This window comes from Thermus sp. H19.2 (assembly GCF_054979525.1).
The window spans coordinates 1,974,522-1,993,216 of record NZ_CM143429.1 but is presented as its reverse complement, the minus strand read 5'-3'; the positions used below and the strand labels follow the sequence as shown (position 1 = coordinate 1,993,216).

Sequence of the window (18,695 nt, the reverse complement as noted above, 5' to 3'; positions counted from 1 at the left end):
ATAGCCCCATGCGGCTCCACCACGTGGGCATCGCCGTGGAGGACCTGGAGGAGGCCAAGGCCCGCTACCGGGCTCTAGGCTTCCAGGTGGTGGCGGAAGGGGAGGTGGCCGCCCAGGGGGTGCGGGCGGCCCTCCTGGAGGGGGAAGGGGAAACCCTCCTGGAGCTTCTCGCCCCCCTGGGCCCGGATACCCCCGTGGGGCGGTTTTTGGCCAAAAGGGGCCCCGGCCTCCACCACCTGGCCTTCGCCACCCCCCGGATAGAGGAAGCCCTCGCCCGGCTTAGGGCGGAAGGGGCGAGGCTTATAGACGAGACCCCCAGGCCCGGCTTCGGGGGGCACCGGGTGGCCTTCCTCTACCCCAGCTTTGGCCTCGGGGTCCTGTGGGAGCTGGTGGAGGCCTAGTGCGCCCCTTCTACGCCTTCCTCGCCCTCTTGTGGATGGGGGTCCTCTGGTGGCTTTCCGACCGGCCCGCCCTAGGAGGCGGGCTTCCCCATCCTTGGGACAAGCTCGCCCACTTCCTGGCCTACGCCCTCCTCGGGGCCCTTTGGCGGCGGGGCCTTGGGCGCTTCGCTCCCGCTTTCCTCCTCGCCGCCCTCTACGGGGTGGTGGACGAGGCGCACCAAAGCTACGTCCCCGGGCGGGAGGCCTTCGGCCTGGACCTCGTGGCGGATTTCCTGGGGGCCTACCTGGGGGCTAGAGGGGCGGGTAGATGGGAAGCTCCAGAAGCCTCCCGCCCCTAGCCTTCGCCGCCTCCACCACCATCTCCGCCACGAGCTCGGGGGCGATCCAGCGGGAGAAGTCCGCCTCGGGCATGGCCTTGCGGTTGGCCTCCGTGTCCAGGGTGCCCATGGGGTAGACCACGAGGAAGCGCACCCCTTCTATCTCCCCCTGCAAGGACCTTAAGAGGCTCGCCAGGGCGGTCTTGGCCATGGCGTAGAGGGCCCTTCCGGGGCCTGCCCCCGTCCAGGCAGGGCCAGCGGCGAAGGCGGCGAAGAACCCCTCCCCTCGCTTCTCCATGTAGGGAAGGACGGCCCTTAGGAGGTTGTAGGCGGTGCGGAGGTTCAGGTCCAGCATCCAGTCGTAAAGCCCGGGGTCGGAGTCCAGAAAGCGCCCGGCGGCGAAGCCCCCCACGGTGTGGACCACCCCGTAGAGGGGGGTCTCCCGTTCCACGAAGCGGGCCAGGGCCAGGGCCTTCTCCAGCTTGGTGAGGTCGGCGACGAAGGTCTTTGCCCCCACGGCCTCGGCCCGTTCCGCCATGCGCTCGAGCCTGGGGTCCGAGAGGAAGAGCCTCGCCCCTGCCCGGTGGAAGGCGGGGATGAGGGCCCGGGCCAGGGCCCCACCCGCTCCCGTGATGAGGAAAGCCTTGTCCTGCAGCATGCCTCATTCTACCGGGAGGAAGGCCAAGGCCTTGGGAGCGAAGCCTAGGGAAGGGGTGGCCACCCTTTGGGGCGGGGAGGGGACGAGGTCGTAGACGTAGAGGAGGCTTCCGGAGGCCAGGTACAGGTACCCGTCCTGCCCCACGGCCCCCGCGGCGAAGTCGGTGGAGGGCTCCAGGACCGAGGAGGCCTTGGGCTCCAGGACCTGGAAGCCCCGGCCGTGGACCACAAGGCCCGCCACGGGGTCCAGGGCCAGGCGGGGGGCGCCGAAGAACTCCCCCAGGACTTTCTGGCTTCCCAGGGCCTCCCCCTGAAGGGTGTAGAGGCGGGCCTCGAGGCCCTGGCTTCCCAGGCCCAGAAGCCTTCCTTTGGCCCCGTCCGCCCGGAGGTCAAAGGGGGCCTGGTCCAAGGGGGGGCTTAGGGGCTTTTCCAGGGAAGGGGTTCCTTGGGGGTCCTGGGCCGGGCGAAAGCCCAGGGCCTCCTGGGTCAGGTAGGCCAGGAGGTCCAGGCTCCCCTGGGGGAGGAGGGCGAGGCGGGAGGCGGGGTCCAGGCCCGTGAGGTCCGCCTCCAGGAGGCTTCCGCTCCCGTCCAGGCTCCAGAGGAAGGCCCGCCCCGCCCCCGGGCAGTGGGCGAGGAGGGCGTTTTGCCCCAGGCGGAGGTACCCCCCCGTGCAGTCCACGCCCCCAGGAAAGGCCTGGACCAAGGGGGCTCCCCTGGGGACCGAGGCCTCCGTGAAGCCCGCGGCGTCGTAGGCCTCTACCCGGTCGGGGAAGAGGAGGTAGAGCCTGCGGAAGGCGATGCTGTAGGCCAGGTCCTGGAGGTCCGGCGCGCTCCAGGTGTCCACGGGGGCGGCGGTGCCCCGCTGCAGGTCCTGGGCCTTGAAGAAGCGCACCTCGCCCTGCCCCCCCGCCGCCAGGAGGGCGGGAAGCGGGGCCTCCTGGCTTCCCGTGCAGGCGGCGAGGAAGAGGAGCGGGAGGAACCCAAGCCGCTTCACGGCAGACCTCCTAAGCGCACGCCCTCCTCGTCCATGAGCACCTCCGCCGCCTGCCCCCCGTAGAGGAAGGCCAGGCGCACCTCGCCCTTGGCCGCGTCCAGGGTGAAGCGCATGGCCCAGCAGCACCGGTCCAGGGTGAGGAGGAACTTGGGCTTCAGGGGGGTTCCCGGGAGGTTCTGGGTGAGGAGGGCGGAGAGGTGGAGCCTGGTGTTCTCCCGGCCCAGGAAGGTGAGGGTGGGGCCGAAGTTCCTCAAGGAGAGGGCGTAGCCCTCGGGGCTTGCGGGGTTTCGGGTGTAGGTGAGGCTTCCCGAAAAGGAAAGCCCGGGGAGGGCGTTTTCTCCCCCCTCGTCCGGCGGGGTGGGCCCCCAAAGCTCCAGGCCGCCCGCGAAGGTGAGGTCCTTGAGGTAGGCTTCCCTGTCCTCCACCTCCGGCAGGTGGAGGTTGGCCGTGAGGCGGAAGGCTACCTCGGGAAGGGCCTGGGTGAGGCCCATGCGGAGGTTCGTCCCCCGGAAGCCCTCTTGGTACCGCCCGGAGAGGAGGAGGTCCCAAAGGGGCCCGGGGGCGATCCCCGAGCGGAAGCCCGCCTGGTAGGCGAGGGCGGTGGGGTCCAGGGTGGCCTGGAGGGAGAGGCTTTGGGGGCCCAGGATGGCCTGCCCCGAGGCCTGGAGGGTGTCCTTGGGCCAGTCCCTCCGGGCCTGGAGGGTGTAGGCCTCCTGGCCCTCCCGGTAGGCCAGGGTGAGGCTCGTTTCCAGGGCCCCTTCCCCCTGGAGGCCCTGGCGGTGGGCGAGGTTCAGGCTCCCCCCGGGGAGGGCGTAGGCCCCCTGGAGGAGGAGGGGGTCAAAGCGGGCCCCTTGGTGGTCGTAGCGGAGGCTTGCCCGCAAGGAGAAGGGGTAGGGGGTGAGGCTTCCCTCCAGGCGGGTCTCCAGGGGGCCTTCCTCCAGGCCCCGCTTGTGGTAGAGGAGGAGGCCGTACCCCTGGTCCTGGAGCCTGGCCTCGGCCTCCAAGGGGAGGTACCGGCTTCCCTCCAGATCCCACCCCCCCTTTAGCCTCAGGGCCAGGGGCCTTTCCTGGAAGCCTAGGCCTAAGGTGGCCTGGTGGGTCCGGCGCTTGGGCAGGGCGTCAAAGCGGAAGGGGCTTTCCCCTTCTTGGACGTTTCTCAGGTAGCCCGCTTCCAGGCTGAAGCCCCCGAGGGCCTGGCGCAGGGCGAGGCCCGCGCTCCAGTCCACCTGGCGCTCGTGCTCCCCGTCGGGGTTCTGGGTGGTGTAGTAGAAGCCCCGGAAGCGGTTTTCCGCCCGCAAGGTGGCCCCGGGCCAGGGGGCGAGGACGAGGCTTTCCGTGTGGGCGAGGAGGAGCCTTCCCGCCTCGGCGTAGGGGCCTAGGGCCCGGGCGGAGCGGTTTAGGGGGTTGGTCTCCGCCAGGTAGCGGCCCAAAAGAAGGCCCATCTGGAGGCTGAAGGGGCCTTGGCGGAGGGTGGGGCTTTGCGCTTCCAGCTCGGGGAGGCGCTGGAGGGCGCGGGGCGGGGGGGTGGCGGGGTCGTGGTCCAGGAAGCCCTCGAGCCTTAGGGCGTAGCGCCACTCTTCGGGCCTCGGGGCCCCTGGGGAGAGGGCCTCGAGGCGGAAGCGGGTGAGCTTTTCCCGGGTGTCGTCCCGCTCCACCAGGGCCGCGACCGAAAACTCCGCCCGCTTCAGGCCGTACTCCCCCCGGTACTGGAAGGTGTCGGGAGGGGTGTGGTAAAAGAAGTAGCGTTCCTTGGCCTCGCCCGTTCCGAAGTGGTCCAGGCCGAAGCCGTAGCCCCGGCCCTGGTAGTAGCCGAGGAGGGTGTAGCCCAGGCCCAACGCGCTCACGTAGGGGAGGGCCCCTTTGAGGTAGAAGCCCCCCTGGTCCTGGCCCACTTCCAGCCGGGGCCTCCTCTCCGAGAGGTAGAGGAGGAGGACGGGCAGGGTGAGGACGGGCTTCTCCTGGACCAGGAGGGTCACGTCCCGGGCCACCGCCCGGTCCCCGGGGTAGAGGACGATCTCCCGGGCGCGGAAGGCGTAGTCGGGGACCTCCTGGTCGCACGAGGCGCACGGGGTGGCGTAGCCCTGTTCCAGGAGGATGGCCCCCGCCGCCCGCTGGCAGAGGGGGCCGGTGAGGAGGAGGTCCTTGGCCTCTATGCGCACCGCCAGGGCGTCAAAGCTCTCGTCGGAGAGGTCCACCTGAAGCTCTTCCGCCTCCACGAGGCGCCCTTCCCGGTCCCGGTAGCGCACCTTCCCCGAAAGGAGGAGGAACCTTTTCTCCCTTAAGTAGACCACCCGCTCCGCTTCCAAGGCCTCCCCGCCCCTTTCCAGGCGCACCGGGCTTCCCGTGAGCACCACCACCTCCTCCCCCCCCTCCTCCCGAAGCTCCAGCCGGTCTGCCTCCAGCACCTTCAGCACCCTCTCCTGGGCCAGGGCGGGGAGGAGGAGAAGGAAGAGGAGGGGAAGCCACCTCACCGCCGCCCTCCCAGGAAGAGGAGAAGGCCCAGGACCCCGTAGAGGAGGTTGGGCCCCCAGGCGGCGAGAACCGGGTTCAGGGCGTTCTGCTCCCCCATGATGCGCCCCACGCTCCAGGTGGCGTAGTAGAAGAAGGTGAGGACCGCCACCCCCACCAGGCCCAGGCTCCGGCTTCCCCCCAGGAGGTAGAAGGCGAGGCCGGTGGCGAAGAGGGCGAAGACCAGGGCCGAGGCGGGCTCGGCGAAGCGGCGGTGGTAGGTGGTGGCCTCGAGGCCCGCCCGCACCCCCATGGCCCTCAGCCTTTCCACCTCCTTCCGCAGCTCGAGGAGGGGCATGCGGTTCGCCGGGTTCTGCCAGGGTTCGAAGGTGAGGTCCTTGAGGACCAGCTCCCCCCGCCGGAAGCGGGTTAGGGTGCGGGGCCTGTCCCCTTCGTAGGTAACCCGTAGGCCCTCTTCCACCCGCAAGACCCCTCCCTGGAAGCGGCCCTTTTCCGCCAGGAGGACCTCCTCCCGGGAGAGCACCCGCAGCTTGCCGATGGCCTCCCCCCTCACCTCCCCCACGTAGACCACCCTCCCCCGGGCGTCCTGGAAGGTGGCCCCCGGGGCGAGGAGGGCTCTTGGCCTTTCCAGCACCTGCCGCCTGAGGAGGTCCTGCCCCTGGGCCAAGGCCCGCGGCACCAGGCCCTCCCCCAGGAGGAAGGCGGCCAGGGCGATGCCGCTTCCCAGGAGGAAAAAGGGCAGGAGGACCCGTTCCCGCCGGATCCCTAAGGCCAAGAGGGCCTTGAGCTCCGCGTCCTCGGCCATGCGGGAGAGGAGGAGGAGGAGGGCGAAGAGGTAGGCCACCGGGGCCCCCCGCACCAGGGCCTCGGGGGTGCGGTAAAGGAGGTAGAGAAGGAGGGTGTAGGGGTCGGCCCCCTTGGCCACCAGGGGGGCCAGGACCTCGTAGACCGCCCCCGCCAGGAAGAGGAGGACCAAGACGGCCAGCCCCCCGGCGAAGAGGCCCAGGGCCTCCCTGAGGAGGTAGCGGTCCAGGGTCTTCACCGTAGCCTCCAGGCGAGAAGAGAGGCCAAGAGCCCGTAGAAGAGGTCCGGCAGGTAGGCCAGGAGGGGGCTTACGTCGTACCGGGCAAGCTGGGCGGAAAGGGTCCAGAGGACGTAGTAGCCGAAGATGAGGAGCACCACCCCCAGAAAGGCCCAGGAGGCCTCCTTTAGGGAGAGCCCCAGGAGGGCGGCGCTCACCCCCAGGAGGAACCCTCCCAGGGCGTCCGCCAGACGGCGGTGGAGGGCGAAGCGGGCCCCCGCCTCCACCCTGCCCCTTTGCCAGAGCTCCTTTAGGGTGCTGGTGTCGTAGGGGTCGCGGGAGCCCAGGCTTTCCTTGGGGCGGAAGAGGGTGGGAAAGGGGAGGATGCCCTGGAAGGGCTTAAGCCCCCGGGAAGCCTCCAGCACGTACCCCTTGAACCGCCACCCCTCCCGGTCCCAGACCCCTTCCCCGCCGCTGTAGACCCGGCCCTTTTCGTCCACCACGCGGAGGCCGAAAAGGCGGTTCTGCTCCACCTCGGGGCGCACCTCCTCGGCGTAGTAGACCCCCAGCCCCTCCAGGGCGTAGACCTGCCGCCGGAGAACCCCGCCTGGGCCCCCTTCCCCGTAGAGGAGGCGGGAGAGGGCCCCGTCGTAAGCCTCTAGGGCTTTGGGCCTGAACTCGGCCAGGTTGAAAAGGTTGAGGAGGCTCACCAGGAGGGAGAGGAGGAGAAGGGGCTTTAGAAGGGCCAAGGGGGGCACCCCCGCGGCGTAGGCCGCCTTCAGCTCCGAGTGGCGGACGAGGCGGGCAAGCCCCACCAGGACGGCGAAGACCAGGCCCAGGGGGAGGGCGAGGCTCAGGGTCCAGGGCAGGCGGTAGAGGACGAGGAGGGCGATGGCCTCCGCCCCCGCCCCCCGGCTCAACAGGACCCCGGAAAGGCTGGAGAGGAGGTCAAAGGTGAGGAGGGCGACGAAAAGGAGAACCCCCACCAGGTAGGGAAGGAGGACCTCCCTTAAGAGGTAGCGCCCCAGCACGGGGGCAGTATACGGGCGGAGGATGAGAATGGGCCTAGGGCCCTGCCATCACGTGGATGACGGGGAGGCCAAAGCGCTCCGCCTGGGTGTGGACGTCCAGCCGGAGCCAGCGGGAAAGCCCCGGGGGAAGGGTGGCGAGGACGATGGCCTGGTAGGCCCCGGGGTGGGCGAGGAGCTCCTCCTCTAGGGCAAGGAGGGGAGAGATGTCCCCCGCCTTGGCTTCTTCTATGGGGATGCCCTGGGCCTCGAGGGCCCGCTTGGCCGCTTCCGCCTCCTCCTCGGCCCGGCGCCGCACCTCGTTCTCCTCGTAGACCCATCCGGGAGGGGGCACCGCGGGAACCAGGAGGACGAAGCGGGCCTCCGGGTCTTGGGCCTGGAGCTCCTTGAGCTTGGTCGCCAGCACCGGACTCTTGGCCGCGCGGTGGGCCACCACCAGGTACCGGGCCATGGCCGCCTCCTTCCCCTTTAAGGGTAGCCCCAAGCGGGAAGGGGCCCGCGATCCAAAGCACATTCGGCCCTGAGAGGGCTTCTCCACACCGGCCTGGAAACCCAAGATGCACCGGTTCTTAGATAGGATTGATTTTACTCTTTCCCGCTCAACCCCTTAGAACCCCCTTCGCGGACGGGTTTTGTTGCATACCACTTTACATACGGGCAACCCGTGGTATACTGAAGAAGTCAAAAGAAGAAAGCCGCCCGCGGGCGGCCGGTTTTGTTTTAGGGTACCAGGGCCACCTTGCTGGCCTGGCGCTCGTGGAAGAGGCGGTACCCTTCGGGGGCCTCCTCCAGGGGGAGGTGGTGGCTGAAGACGAAGCTACCCTTGAGCCTTCCCGCCTTCTGCAGGGCCAGGACCTCGCCGATCCAGCGGGGGACGTTGGCCAGGGCGCTCCTTAGGGTGATCCCCCGGCTGAAGGCGGAAAGCCAGGGGTAGTCCACCTTCTCCACCGTGGGCACCCCCAGGCTGGAGACCACGCCTCCCGGGCCTGCGAGGCGCAGGGCGAGCTTTAAAGCCTCCCCTTCCCCGCCCACCGCCTCCACCGCCAGGTCCGCCCCCAGGCCCTCGGTGGCCTTGCGGATGCGGGCCACGGGGTCCTCGGCCTTGGGGTTCAGGGGAAAGCTCCCCAGGGCCTTGGCCTTTTCCAGGCGGCTTTCCTCGGGGTCTATGGCAAAGACCGGGCCCGCCCCCAGGGCGTGGGCCACCATCTGGGCCATGAGGCCCACGGGCCCCGAGCCCACCACGGCCACGCTCATGCCGGGGGTGAGGAAGGGCCTTACCCCCCCGTAGGCGGTGGTGAGGATGTCCCCGGCGAGGATGGCCTCCTCAGCGGGGAGGTCCCCGATGGGGAAGAGGGTGTGCCGGGCGAAGGGGACCCGCACCCTTTTCGCCTGGGCGCCTTGCAGGTTCCCGAGGGCCAGGCCAAAGCCGTACACCCCTCCACGCAAGCAGGCGAAGTACTGGCCCTTGCGGCAGGCGGCGCACTCTCCGCAGGCCACCTGGAAGCTTCCCACCACCCTTTCCCCCAAGGGAAAGGGCACCAGGGGGCCCTTCTCCACGATGCGCCCCACAAACTCGTGGCCCAGGACCGTCCCCGGCAGGACCCCGGCGATCCTGCCGTGGTAGATGTGAAGGTCGGAGCCGCAGATGGCGGAAAGTTCTACCTCCACGAGGGCGTCCGTGTCCGCTTCCAGCCTGGGTTCCGGGACCTCCTCCACCGCTACCTGGAAGGGCCCCTTGTAAACCGCCGCCCTCATGCCACCTCCCGGGCCACCTTGACGAGCTCCTGGGCCGCCTGGGCGTAGGGGGCGAGGGCGGCGAGGGTGCCCTTCTTGAGCTCCAAAAGCCCCCGCATGAGGGCGCTTAGGGGCTCGAGGCGCCCCTCCAGGACCTCCTGCCAGGTGGCGAGGTCGGCCTCGATGACGAAGTCCGCCTCCGCCTCCCCCTCCACCACCTTCGTCCCCCGGCAGGCCCCGTGCCAGAGGTCCAGGACCACGGCCACCCCCCGGGCGAGGCCCGCCCTAGGGTCCGGGCGCACCGCCAGGGCCAAGGTGCCCTCCCAGGTGCTCGCCGCCTTGCGGTAGGCCTCGCTCTCGTTCAGCTTCCGGCAGTAGGCTTGGGCCCAATCCTCCCCAAAAAGCTGCATGGCTTCCTCCTTTGCACCGAGTATAAGCCTTTTGGGGTAGCCTGGGTAGGTGGTCTACCTCCTGGACCTTTCCGGGGTCTTTTGCGAGCCCGTGGAGCCGCGCCTGCTTCGGCTTCTTTCCGAGGCCACCGGGGAGCCCCTCTTCTACCTCTCCCAAGCGTTTTACGACCTCCTGCCCCGCCTCAAGGAGGAGGGCCCAGGGGTTTTGGAGGCCTTGTTCCCGGGGGCTTCCCGCCTCTACCCGAGGGCCTTTCAGAGGCGGGGCCAGGCCTTTTCGGAGCCCTTTTACCTCATTTCCGATCTCCCTCCTCCCGAGGGCCTTACCGCCTTCCACCACCCGGACAAGCTCCAGGCCCTCCGCCGGGCCTTGGAGGCCTTGAGGCTTTCCCCGGAGGAAGCCCTCTACCTGGACGACAACCCCCTTTGGGTGGAGAGGGCCCGTGTTTGGGTGCGGGCGGAGCTCTTTTTGCCTTAGGGCTTCTCCGGCCAGGGGTGCTTGGGGTAGCGGCGCATGAGCTCCTGGCGCACCCTGGGGTAGTGCTTCTCCCAGAAGCCCTTTAGGTCCTGGGTCACCTGCACGGGCCTGCCCGCGGGGGAGAGAAGTTCCACCGCCACGGGAAGGCGCCCGCCCAGCACCTTGGGGGTCTCCTTGAGACCAAAGGCCTCCTGCACCCGGAGGGAGAGAAGGGGTGGGGCGTCTTCTCGGTAGAGGAGGCGCTTTTTCCTTCCGGAGGGCAAGGGGAGGTTCTCCGGGGCCAGGGCCTCCAGAAGGGCCCTCTTCTCCCCCAAAAGGGAGAGGAGGATCTCCTTCCAGGGAAGGGCCTTTAGGTCCTCCACCCCCCGCACCCCTTGCGCCCAGGGGAGGAGCCAGGAGAGGTCGGCCAGGAGGCTTTCCTCGGTGAGCTCGGGCACCTCCACTCCCTGGGCCCTAAGGAAGCGGAGGCGGAGGAGGACCTGCCGGGCCTCCTCGGAAAGGGGCAGGCCCTCCTTCAAGGCCTCCCTCAGGTGCTCCGCGGTGGGGTTTCCCGGCTCCACGGGTAGCCTCTCCAGGACCAGGGCCCCGAAGCGGCTTTCCAGATACCCCCGCAGCCGTCCTTCCTCCCAACCCGTCCAGGGGACCACTTCCGCCCGCCTTAGGAGGTCTTCCCGGGCAAGGGGGGCGAAGCGCTGGACCCACCCTTCCTTCTCCCCCAGTTCCGCCGCCACGGCCACCAGGTAGGGCGGGTTCTCGGGGTCCGCCAGACGCAAGGCCCGCCCCGTGGCCAGCCGGTAGCGGCCGGGCCCCACCCTCTCCGCCGCCCGGTCGGGGTAGGCGGCGAGGAGGAGGGCGCCTAAGGTCTCCGGTTCCGGGAGGCTCTCCAGAGGAGGTGTCCCGAGGCGCCTCCGCCAGAGGGCGGAAGCCCTTTCCACCCTTAGGAGGGGGCCCTGACCCCTCCTCCGGGCTTCCAGCAGGCTTTCCAGGTGGGGGAGGAGGTGGGCTTCTTCCAGGGGGCTTCCCTCCTCCAAGAGGGCCAGCAGGTCCGCCGCCAGGGGGAGGAGGCCCCGGGCCTCGGCCTCGAGGGCCAGGCGGGCCAGGCGGGGGTGGGTGGGAAGGTGGAGCATCCTCCGGCCCAGGGGGGTGAGGGCCCTCCCCTCCACCGCCCCCAGGGCCCTTAGGACGCTCCAGGCGGCCTCGAGGGCTCCCCAGGGGGGTTGGGTGGGCAGGGGGAGGTCTTCCAGCCTTTCTCCAAAGGCCAGGGCCAGGAGAACCGCCCGGGAGAGGTCGGTTTCCAGGACCTCGGGCCTTTTGGGGGGAAAGGGGCCTTGGGGGTAGAGGCGGTAAACCCGCCCGGGTCCCGTGCGCCCTGCCCGGCCCGCCCGCTGCTTGGCGGACTCCTCCGGGATCCGCACCAGGGCCAGCCGGGTGAGGCCCGTCCTGGCGTCAAAGCGGGGCTTTCTGGCGAGGCCCGAGTCCACCACGGCGCGCACCTGGGGCAGGGTGAGGCTGGTTTCGGCCACGTCGGTGGCCAGAACGATCTTCCGGGGGCCGGGCCTGAGGAGGGCGGCCTGCTCCCTCAGGGGAAGCCCTCCGTGGAGGGGGAAGGCGGGAAGGTCCTGGAGAAGCCTCTGAGTGCGCTCTATCTCCCCCCTCCCCGGGAGGAAGACCAGAACGTCCCCTTCTCCCTCCAAGAAGGCGCTTCGGGCGTAGTGGGCGGCGAGGGGTTCCAAGGGGCCCTCCGGGGGCCTTTTCAGGTGGAAGACCTCCACCGGGTGGCCTTCTCCCTCCACTTCCAACACGGCCCCGCCCAGGGCCCCTTCCAGGTCCGGGTCGGGGGTGGCGGTGAGGAGGGCGATCTTGAGGTCGGGCCGGAGGGTTTCCTGGAGGCGTAGGAGGAGGGCCAGGGCCAGGTCCCCCTCCAGGTGGCGCTCGTGGGCCTCGTCCAGGAGGACGGCGGAGATCCCCTCCAGGGTGGGGTCTTCCAGGAGGCGCCTCGCAAGGAGGCCCTCGGTCATCACGAGAAGCCGGGTCTTTGGCCCCTCCTCCCCCTCCAGGCGCACCCGGTAGCCCACGGTCTTTCCCAGAGGCTCCCCCAGGTTTTCGGCGAGCCTCGCCGCCACCGCCCGGGCCGCCACCCGCCTGGGTTCAAAGAGGAGGACCTTTCCGGGGAGGGCGGAAAGGAGCCTTAAGGGGAAGAGGGTGCTCTTGCCCGCCCCGGGGTAGGCCTTAAGGAGGAGGCGGCCCCGCCTTAGGAGCAGGGCTACCGCCTCGTCCAGCCAGCCAGGCTTCATCTTCGGGGGGCCAGGGTAGGGAGCTTAGATGTCCAGCTCGGCGTAGCGGGCGTGCTCCTCGATGAACTCGCGCCTCGGGGCCACTTCCTGGCCCATGAGCCGCTCGAAGAGCTCGCTGGCCTCGAGGGCGTCCTGGAGCTCCACCCGCTTGAGGACCCGCTTCTCCGGGTTCATGGTGGTCTCCCAAAGCTGCTCCGGGTTCATCTCCCCCAGGCCCTTGAAGCGCTGGACCTCGTAGCCCTTGCCCTCCAGCTCCTTGAGCCGCGCCTGGAGTTCCTCCTCGGAGTAGAGGTACTCCACCTTCTTCCCCACCTGGAGGCGGTAGAGGGGGGGCTGGGCGATGTAGACGTGGCCCCGCTCGATGAGGGGGCGCATGTAGCGGTAGAAGAAGGTGAGGAGGAGGGTGCGGATGTGGCTTCCGTCCACGTCGGCGTCGGTCATGATGATGATCTTGTGGTAGCGGAGGCCCTCGAGGTCAAAGTGGGCCTCTCCGTCCCCGCCGATCCCGGCCCCGATGGCCGCCACCATGGCCCGCACCTCGGCGTTTTTCAGGGCCTTGGAAAGCCCCGCCTTTTCCACGTTCAGGATCTTGCCCCTCAAGGGCAGGATGGCCTGGAAGCGGCGGTCCCGGCCCTGCTTGGCGCTTCCCCCCGCCGAGTCCCCCTCCACGATGAAAAGCTCCGCCTCCTCGGGGTTTTCCGTCTGGCAGTCGGCGAGCTTCCCGGGGAGGTCGTCGGACTCCAGGGGGTTCTGCCTGCGGACGAGCTCCCTCGCTTTCCTCGCCGCCTCCCGGGCCTGGGCGGCCCTCAGGGCCTTCTCGTAGATGGTCTTGGCGATGCGGGGGTTTTCCTCGAGGATTTCCAGAAGCTTCTCGTAGACCACCTGGCCCACGGCGGTCCCGGCCTCGGGGTTTAGGAGCTTCCCCTTGGTCTGCCCCTCAAACTGGGGGTTGGGGAGCTTCACCGAGACCACGGCGTAAAGCCCCTCCAGAAGGTCATCCCCCGTGGGCTGGGGGCCCTTTTCCTTGTTGAGCCCGGCTTTCTTGGCGTACTGGTTCAGGGCGCGGCTGTAGGCGGCCTTGAAGGCGGTGAGGTGGGTGCCCCCGTCCCGGGTGGGGATCATGTTGGCGTAGGTGAGGATCTCGGCGGTGTACCCCTTGGTGTGGAGGAAGCCCACCTCCACCTCCACCTCGCCCTCCTGCCCGCGGATGAGGAAGGGCTTCTCGTAGAGGGGTTCTTCCCCTTCCGCCAGGGCCTTGGCGAAGGAGGCCACGCCCCCCTTGTCCAAGAAGACCTCCTCCTTGCCGTGGACCAGGTCCCTGAAGACCAGTTTGAGGCCCGCCACCAGGAAGCTCACCTCCTTCAGGCGGGCCCGGACCTTGCTGGGGTCAAAGGCGAGGTTCCCGAAGATCTCCGGGTCGGGCTTGAAGGTGACCCGGGTGCCGGTCTTCCCCTTGGGGGCTTGGCCCACTACCTGGAGGGGCGCGGTGACCTCGCCCCGGCTGAAGGCGATCCGGTGGTGCTTCCCTTCCCGGAAGACCTCCACCACCGTCCACTCGGAGAGGGCGTTCACCACGCTGGCCCCCACCCCGTGGAGCCCCCCCGAGACCTTGTAGGCCCCGCTTTCAAACTTGCCCCCCGAGTGCAGGGTGGTGTAGATGACCTCCACCGCGGGCTTACCCTCCTCGGGCATGAGGTCCACGGGGATGCCCCGGCCGTTGTCCTCCACGGTGAGGGAGCCGTCCGGGTTTAGGGCGGTGACGATCTCCGTGGCGTAGCCCGCCAGGGCCTCGTCCACGGCGTTGTCCAGGATCTCCTTGAAGAGGTGGTGGTAGCCCTCCACCCCCGTGCCGCCGATGTACATGGCCGGGCGGTGGCGCACCCCTTCCAGGCCTTTGAGCACCTTAATGGCGGAAGCGTCGTAGCTCACCCCCCCAGTATACCACAAGTTGAGGGGGAGGTTTTCGCCATGAGGAAGGGGGCTTGTGGCCCTTTGCGCCAAGGGGTTGAATGGACGGATATCAAGCTAAGTGTCCACACGTTGTTTTCGCAACATGGGACACCCGAAACAGGGCTGGGAGAAAGTCCTTTTGGGGCCCCCGCCGCGGCGAAAGCCGCGGTGGGGTACTTAGCCCCGCTTTCCCGCCCGGCCTTTGCCCGGTATCCTGCCCTCTATGGTGGTCCTGATCCTCCTCCACGCCCTTTTGGGGGCCCTGCTCCTCGCGGCGGTGCCCGCCTTGGCCCTCGCGGGCCTTTTCGGCTTCCTCCGCCCCCTGCCCTCCCGGTTCTACGCCTTCCTCCGGGGGGCGGCTTGGGTGGCCATCCTCCAGGTGGCCTTGGGCTTTCTTCTCCTTCTCCTGGGCCTTCGCCCCAAGGACGGCCTCCACCTCCTCTACGGCCTCCTCCTGGCGGCGGGGCTCCACTACCTGGGAGGCCTCGAGCCCGGGGGGTGGCTCCACCGCGGCCTGAAAGACCCCCCGAGGCGCCCCGAGCTTTTCGTGGCCTTGGGGCTCCTCTTCTGCGTGGGGCTCGTCCTCCGGGTTTACTTCACGGGGCGGTGAGGGCTTCCTGGGCCACCTTTTCCCAGCGGATGAGCCCAGATAGGGTAGGAGCGTTTTTCTGGAGAAAAAGCTCAATCCTTTTCACATAGCTTTCCCGGAAAATGACGAATCCGTTTTCTAGGCGATCCAAATGTTGCGCGACCTTAGCCCATAGAAGGTAGGTTTCTCTGTTCACTCTTGCCCGCTTGGCTTTTTCTTTGAGCTCCTCTGGTGTCTGCAGGGTGTAGGGAACCTCGATGAGGGCGGTGCCTCTTTGCCTCCTTAAAAAGCGGTTCTCGCTTCGAGCCTCGGAACGGTAAGTTTCCTTTTTGATTTGGATTCCTGTTGGAGACCCGCTTGTACGGATCAGCGCGTCTATCCCTTGAGCGTCGAGTTCTGGGGTAGCTTCTAGAGGAAGCTCGCAAGAGGCGTTCCAGCGGTAGCAGAAGTGAAACTGAGTCCAGATGGAAACGGCCGTCCGGTAAAGCCTGGCCTCGAGGCCGAGGCGGACAAACTCGTAGGAGCATCCCCAAAAGTACTTGCGTATGAACTCGTCCAGGGGCTTAAGGTGCTTCTCCCACCAACCGTCGAAGAAAGCTTCAAAACTGGGAAAGGAAAGGGTGCCCCCGCCGGGTTTCCAATAGTGCTCGTACAAGTCTGGAAGTGGGTTGAGTTTTTGAGGTAGGTCTTGCTCTACCGTTTTAATGCGACGGTATTTCTTTTGATAAGCTTCAAGGTCCAAACCCCTGAGAAAATCCTCAAAGGCCTTAAGCGCTCTCCGAGCTTGTTTGGAAGCCATCTTCCCTCCTTACCCTTTTCTCACAATTTGCTTAAGGCCCATAGCGTCAGGTGGGGAACAGGAAGCCGCTCCAGCATCCTCAGCGTCAGGTGGGGCACGAACTCCCGATAAAGGGTCCTCACATGCGCCTGCATTTCTTCAGAGTTTAACCATTCCATTAGTAGGGATAAGTCGTCTAGCCTCACCCCTTCCTTGGGCAGGAGGTGGAACTCCTCCCGCCAGGGATAGGCCCTTTCGTCCCAAGCGGCCACCACCCTAGTCCCCTTGGTGTGGGCCACCACCAGGTGGGGCGTGGCGTAGAAGTCCCTGAGTTCCTTGGCCCTCTCCTTGGGCATCCAAAGACCAGAGTGGTTTTTCTCGTAGTCTATCCAACCCGGCCTCAGGTTCTTTCCCGTGAGGACGGGCACCAGGCCTGGCCCCGGTTCCCTTTGGACGGCGGGATGCCTTTTGAACTCCGGGCTCCTGGCAGCAAAGCGGATGTGGAAGAGCTCACCGAGGGGTGTTCCGGAGGCTTCCAGCCTTCGGGTTTCCTCGGTTTCGAAGCGAACCATCTCCCCTCGCCAGTTGGGGTACTCTTCCCAAAGTGTGGGAACGAACTCCCCTCCCTTCCGCTTCGCCTCCCAGAGGGCGAGGCCCTTTCCTCCCTTCCGAAGCCGAAGGACCACGGCGCTCACCTTTCTTCTGGGGAAGACCTCGCCCAGGTAGTACACCTCCACCCTTCCCTCCCGGGCTAAAAAGGCCCGAAGAAGGGAAAAATCGTCCAAGACGAGCCACGTGGCGGGGACCACGAAGACGAGAATCCCGCCAGGTCTTAGAAGCCGGACGGACTTCTCTATGAAGGCCCCATACAGGTTGTACTTCCCCCTCCAGGTGGAAAAGGCCTTCTTGTAAAGGCCCTTGACCTCTTTGAGGACGTGGATGGGGTACTTGCTGGCTTCCCCCACGATGCCGTAGGGCGGATTTCCTAGGATCAGGTCAAAGGCCTCCCCCGGCTCCCAGAGGAGGAAGTCCGCCACCACCCCTTCCCCCCAAGGGGGAAGGTCCAGGGCGTTTGGGTCGATCTCCACCCCGAAGAAGCGGTAGCCCGTCCCGTGGGCCTCCCGGAAGGCCCGGAGGAAGGGCCCATGGGCAGAGGCGGGCTCCAGCACCCTTCCCCCTTTAGGGGCCTCGGCTAGCCCCACCATGAAGCGCACCACCTCGGGAGGGGTTTCCACCCGGCCCAGGCTCCGCCCGGAGGGCGTGGGAGGGAGGGAAGGAGGGAAGAGCATTTAGCGGATTATACCGAGCCTCTTGCCCACCTTCTCGTAGGCCTCGAGGGCCCTATCCAGCATCTCCTTCGTGTGGGCGGCGGTGACGATGTTGCGGATCCTCGCCTTGCCCCGGGGCACGGTAGGGAAGCCGATACCCACGGCGAAGACCCCCTCCTCTAGGAGGAGGCGGCTCGCCTCAAAGGCCAAGGGGGCCTCCCCGAAGAGGACCGGGGTGATGGGGGTCTGGCTCCCCAGGGTGTCGTAGCCCAGGCGGGCGAGCTCCTCCTTGAAGTAGCGGGTGTTCTCCCAAAGCCTTTCCACCCGCTCGGGCTCCTTCTCTATAAGCTCCAGCGCTCCCAGAAGCGCCCCCACCACCGCCGGGGGGTGGCTGGTGGAGAAGAGGAAGGGCCTGGCCTTGTTGATGAGGAGGTTCTTGAGCTCCCGGGCCCCCGCAGCGTAGCCCCCGATCACCGCCCAGGCCTTGGAGAGGGTGGCCACCTGGATCACGTCGGGGTCCTGGTGGAAGCCATAGTGGTGGACCGTGCCCTTTCCTTTCTCCCCTAAGACCCCGCTCCCGTGGGCGTCGTCCACGTAGACCACCGCCCCGTACTTCTTGGCCAAGGGGACGATCCGGTCCAGGGGGGCGATATCCCCGTCCATGGAGAAGACCCCGTCGGTGACGATGAGCTTGAGCCCGTCGGTGTCGTGGGCCTTGAGGAGTTCCTCCAGGTGGTCCACGTCGGCGTGGCGGAAGACCAGCCGGGTGGCCTTGGTGAGGCGGAGGCCGTCGATGATGCTGGCGTGGTTCAGCTCGTCGGAGAAGACCAGGTCCCCCTCCTGGAGGAGGGCCCCCAGCACCCCCTGGTTGGCGGTGAAGCCCGACTGGAGGACCAGGGCGCTTTCCGTGCCCTTGAAGCGGGCCAGGGCCTCCTCCAGCTCCACGTGGTAGGTGAAGGTGCCAGCGATGGTGCGCACCGCTCCGCTTCCCGCCCCCCACTTCTCCAGGTACTGGCGGGCCTTCTCCTTGAGGTAGGGGTGGTTGGCGAAGCCCAGGTAGTTGTTGGAGGCGAGGTTCACCACCTCCCGCCCCTCCACCCGGGTCACGGGCTCCTGGGGGGCCTCGAGGACCTTGGGGGAGATGTAAAGCCCCTCCCGCTTGAGCCTTTCCAGCTCCTCGCGGACGCGTGCGCGCAGATCTAGGCTCATGGCCTTATCTAACCGCCTGGGCCCCGGGGCTGTCCAGGGCCTCACCTTCCTCTGACCGAAAGGCGCTACCCTAGGGATGGGGGTGGTAGCGGTTCCATGAGGGCCGAGCTGCAAGCCGAAACCGAAGCCGAGCGCCTGGAACGCCGGGCGAAGCTCCACGAGCTCCTCCACCGCCTCAGGGGGGAGCCGAACGTCCTCCTTCCTTTCCACCAGGCCCTGGCGCTGAGGCCCAGAGGGGAGCGCCATCTGGGCCTCAGGATCATCGAGGTGGACAAGGTGGTGGGCTCCGTGGACCGCTACGAGGACTTTGACCACCGCTTCCTCCCCAAGACCCCCCACACCCTGGAGCGCTGGAAGCGCCTCCGCGCCCTCCAGCTTGCGGGGGCGGAGTTCCCCCCCATAGAGGTCTACCAGGTGGGGGAGGCCTACTTCGTGAAGGACGGGAACCACCGGGTGGCCCTGGCCAAGGCCACGGGGCAGAAGTTCATGGACGCCTACGTCATCGCCCTCGAGGTCCCGGTGCCCGTGGAAGCCTCGGACACGCTGAAAGACCTCATACTCAAGGCCGAGTACGCCCACTTCCTGGAGAAGACGCGGCTCAAAGACCTCGTCCCCGGGGCAGAGGAGATCCGCTTCACCGCCTTAGGCCGGTACGACCTCCTCCTGGACCACATCGCCACGCGGCGGTACTTCAAGGGGCTCGAGGAGAACCGGGAAATCCCCTGGGAGGAGACGGTGGTGGACTGGTACCAAAACCTCTACAAGCCCACGGTGGAGGCCATCCGCCGCCTGGGCCTCCTTAGGGACTTCCCGGGCCGCACCGAGGCCGACCTCTACCTCTGGGTCATGGACCACCGCTACTTCCTGGCCCAGGAGCTCGGGGTGGACCCCACCCCCGAGGAGGCGGCGAAAAGCTACGAAGTGCGATTTGGGCCTTACTGGAAGCGATGGGGAGGATGGTTCAAAGACATGTTAAGGCCCCTTTTCTTGGGAAAAGAGGTATAGTACCAAAAAAATCCTTTTTGTCAAGTGCAAGTGCGCTTGCTCTCTCCTGTTGCCACTCCATAGGCTGACCAACAGCCCCCATGGGGGTAGATGAAG

Annotated in this window: 18 protein-coding genes; 5 read left to right on the top strand and 13 right to left on the bottom strand. The window is 67.6% G+C overall.

All coding sequences use genetic code 11. From position 1 onward, the window contains the following. The first annotated feature begins 8 nt into the window (after positions 1 to 8). Both mce and ACY5J6_RS10750 read left to right on the top strand, forming a co-directional pair. A complete protein-coding gene (gene mce / locus ACY5J6_RS10755; RefSeq protein WP_462845090.1) occupies positions 9 to 401 on the top strand; it encodes a methylmalonyl-CoA epimerase in 393 nt (130 codons plus the stop codon). Further along, positions 401 to 739 (top strand): VanZ family protein, encoded by a 339-nt coding sequence (locus ACY5J6_RS10750; RefSeq protein WP_462845088.1) that lies wholly within the window; start codon positions 401 to 403, stop codon positions 737 to 739. Before mce ends, ACY5J6_RS10750 begins: the two co-directional genes overlap by 1 nt. On the opposite strand, the gene ACY5J6_RS10745 is transcribed toward ACY5J6_RS10750, so the two are convergent. The 8 genes from ACY5J6_RS10745 to ACY5J6_RS10710 all read right to left on the bottom strand — a co-directional run bounded on the left by ACY5J6_RS10745 (position 693) and on the right by ACY5J6_RS10710 (position 9,031). Then, positions 693 to 1,376, bottom strand: coding sequence for an SDR family NAD(P)-dependent oxidoreductase (locus tag ACY5J6_RS10745; RefSeq protein WP_462845086.1), 684 nt, complete (start codon positions 1,374 to 1,376; stop codon positions 693 to 695). The two genes, ACY5J6_RS10750 and ACY5J6_RS10745, sit on opposite strands and share 47 nt — an antisense overlap. Positions 1,377 to 1,379: 3 nt before the next feature. After that, entirely contained in the window at positions 1,380 to 2,369 is a 990-nt protein-coding gene (locus ACY5J6_RS10740) for a hypothetical protein (RefSeq protein ID WP_462845084.1), read from the bottom strand. Next, a complete protein-coding gene (locus tag ACY5J6_RS10735; RefSeq protein ID WP_462845082.1) occupies positions 2,366 to 4,840 on the bottom strand; it encodes an LPS-assembly protein LptD in 2,475 nt (824 codons plus the stop codon). The genes ACY5J6_RS10740 and ACY5J6_RS10735 overlap by 4 nt, the downstream gene beginning before the upstream one ends. Beyond that, positions 4,837 to 5,880 (bottom strand): LptF/LptG family permease, encoded by a 1,044-nt coding sequence (locus ACY5J6_RS10730; protein ID WP_462845080.1) that lies wholly within the window; start codon positions 5,878 to 5,880, stop codon positions 4,837 to 4,839. The genes ACY5J6_RS10735 and ACY5J6_RS10730 overlap by 4 nt, the downstream gene beginning before the upstream one ends. After that, on the bottom strand, positions 5,877 to 6,890 hold the full coding sequence (locus ACY5J6_RS10725; RefSeq protein WP_462845078.1) for an LptF/LptG family permease: 1,014 nt from the start codon (positions 6,888 to 6,890) through the stop codon (positions 5,877 to 5,879). The genes ACY5J6_RS10730 and ACY5J6_RS10725 overlap by 4 nt, the downstream gene beginning before the upstream one ends. 34 nt (positions 6,891 to 6,924) lie before the next feature. Then, positions 6,925 to 7,338, bottom strand: coding sequence for a hypothetical protein (locus ACY5J6_RS10720; protein WP_462845076.1), 414 nt, complete (start codon positions 7,336 to 7,338; stop codon positions 6,925 to 6,927). A 269-nt stretch (positions 7,339 to 7,607) separates the two neighbouring features. Beyond that, a complete protein-coding gene (locus tag ACY5J6_RS10715; RefSeq protein ID WP_462845074.1) occupies positions 7,608 to 8,642 on the bottom strand; it encodes an alcohol dehydrogenase family protein in 1,035 nt (344 codons plus the stop codon). Then, entirely contained in the window at positions 8,639 to 9,031 is a 393-nt protein-coding gene (locus tag ACY5J6_RS10710; RefSeq protein WP_462845072.1) for an SCP2 sterol-binding domain-containing protein, read from the bottom strand. The genes ACY5J6_RS10715 and ACY5J6_RS10710 overlap by 4 nt, the downstream gene beginning before the upstream one ends. A 49-nt stretch (positions 9,032 to 9,080) precedes the next feature. Here ACY5J6_RS10710 and ACY5J6_RS10705 point away from each other — a divergent pair, with 49 nt between their 5' ends. Next, positions 9,081 to 9,506: a hypothetical protein gene (locus tag ACY5J6_RS10705; RefSeq protein ID WP_462845071.1), complete on the top strand. Its 426-nt coding sequence runs from the start codon at positions 9,081 to 9,083 to the stop codon at positions 9,504 to 9,506. Here the strand turns inward: ACY5J6_RS10705 and hrpB are convergent. Both hrpB and gyrB read right to left on the bottom strand, forming a co-directional pair. Next, positions 9,503 to 11,800, bottom strand: a complete 2,298-nt coding sequence (gene hrpB, locus ACY5J6_RS10700; protein ID WP_462845069.1) for an ATP-dependent helicase HrpB — start codon at positions 11,798 to 11,800, stop codon at positions 9,503 to 9,505. The genes ACY5J6_RS10705 and hrpB overlap by 4 nt on opposite strands. 24 nt (positions 11,801 to 11,824) lie before the next feature. Then, positions 11,825 to 13,729 (bottom strand): DNA topoisomerase (ATP-hydrolyzing) subunit B, encoded by a 1,905-nt coding sequence (gene gyrB, locus ACY5J6_RS10695; RefSeq protein ID WP_462845067.1) that lies wholly within the window; start codon positions 13,727 to 13,729, stop codon positions 11,825 to 11,827. 244 nt (positions 13,730 to 13,973) lie between these two features. Between gyrB and ACY5J6_RS10690 the strand changes: the two genes are divergently transcribed. After that, positions 13,974 to 14,360, top strand: coding sequence for a hypothetical protein (locus ACY5J6_RS10690; RefSeq protein ID WP_462845065.1), 387 nt, complete (start codon positions 13,974 to 13,976; stop codon positions 14,358 to 14,360). Here the strand turns inward: ACY5J6_RS10690 and ACY5J6_RS10685 are convergent. The 3 genes from ACY5J6_RS10685 to ACY5J6_RS10675 are packed head-to-tail and all read right to left on the bottom strand — an operon-like array spanning position 14,347 to position 17,594. After that, positions 14,347 to 15,138, bottom strand: a complete 792-nt coding sequence (locus tag ACY5J6_RS10685) for a TaqI family restriction endonuclease (RefSeq protein ID WP_462845063.1) — start codon at positions 15,136 to 15,138, stop codon at positions 14,347 to 14,349. The genes ACY5J6_RS10690 and ACY5J6_RS10685 overlap by 14 nt on opposite strands. A gap of 20 nt (positions 15,139 to 15,158) precedes the next feature. Then, positions 15,159 to 16,406, bottom strand: coding sequence for a TaqI-like C-terminal specificity domain-containing protein (locus ACY5J6_RS10680; RefSeq protein WP_462845061.1), 1,248 nt, complete (start codon positions 16,404 to 16,406; stop codon positions 15,159 to 15,161). Continuing rightward, on the bottom strand, positions 16,407 to 17,594 hold the full coding sequence (locus ACY5J6_RS10675) for a glycine C-acetyltransferase (RefSeq protein ID WP_462845059.1): 1,188 nt from the start codon (positions 17,592 to 17,594) through the stop codon (positions 16,407 to 16,409). 96 nt (positions 17,595 to 17,690) lie between these two features. On the opposite strand from ACY5J6_RS10675, the gene ACY5J6_RS10670 reads away from it, so the two are divergent. Then, on the top strand, positions 17,691 to 18,599 hold the full coding sequence (locus ACY5J6_RS10670; protein WP_462845057.1) for a DUF4032 domain-containing protein: 909 nt from the start codon (positions 17,691 to 17,693) through the stop codon (positions 18,597 to 18,599). The last annotated feature ends 96 nt before the right edge of the window (positions 18,600 to 18,695 follow it).

Coding starts and splice junctions, on each gene's coding strand:
- mce (WP_462845090.1), top strand. CDS start 9: ATGCGGCTCCACCACGTGGGCATCGCCGTGGAGGACCTGGAGGAGGCC.
- ACY5J6_RS10745 (WP_462845086.1), bottom strand. CDS start 1,376: ATGCTGCAGGACAAGGCTTTCCTCATCACGGGAGCGGGTGGGGCCCTG.
- ACY5J6_RS10720 (WP_462845076.1), bottom strand. CDS start 7,338: ATGGCCCGGTACCTGGTGGTGGCCCACCGCGCGGCCAAGAGTCCGGTG.
- ACY5J6_RS10715 (WP_462845074.1), bottom strand. CDS start 8,642: ATGAGGGCGGCGGTTTACAAGGGGCCCTTCCAGGTAGCGGTGGAGGAG.
- ACY5J6_RS10710 (WP_462845072.1), bottom strand. CDS start 9,031: ATGCAGCTTTTTGGGGAGGATTGGGCCCAAGCCTACTGCCGGAAGCTG.
- hrpB (WP_462845069.1), bottom strand. CDS start 11,800: ATGAAGCCTGGCTGGCTGGACGAGGCGGTAGCCCTGCTCCTAAGGCGG.
- ACY5J6_RS10690 (WP_462845065.1), top strand. CDS start 13,974: ATGGTGGTCCTGATCCTCCTCCACGCCCTTTTGGGGGCCCTGCTCCTC.
- ACY5J6_RS10685 (WP_462845063.1), bottom strand. CDS start 15,138: ATGGCTTCCAAACAAGCTCGGAGAGCGCTTAAGGCCTTTGAGGATTTT.
- ACY5J6_RS10680 (WP_462845061.1), bottom strand. CDS start 16,406: ATGCTCTTCCCTCCTTCCCTCCCTCCCACGCCCTCCGGGCGGAGCCTG.
- ACY5J6_RS10675 (WP_462845059.1), bottom strand. CDS start 17,594: ATGAGCCTAGATCTGCGCGCACGCGTCCGCGAGGAGCTGGAAAGGCTC.
- ACY5J6_RS10670 (WP_462845057.1), top strand. CDS start 17,691: ATGAGGGCCGAGCTGCAAGCCGAAACCGAAGCCGAGCGCCTGGAACGC.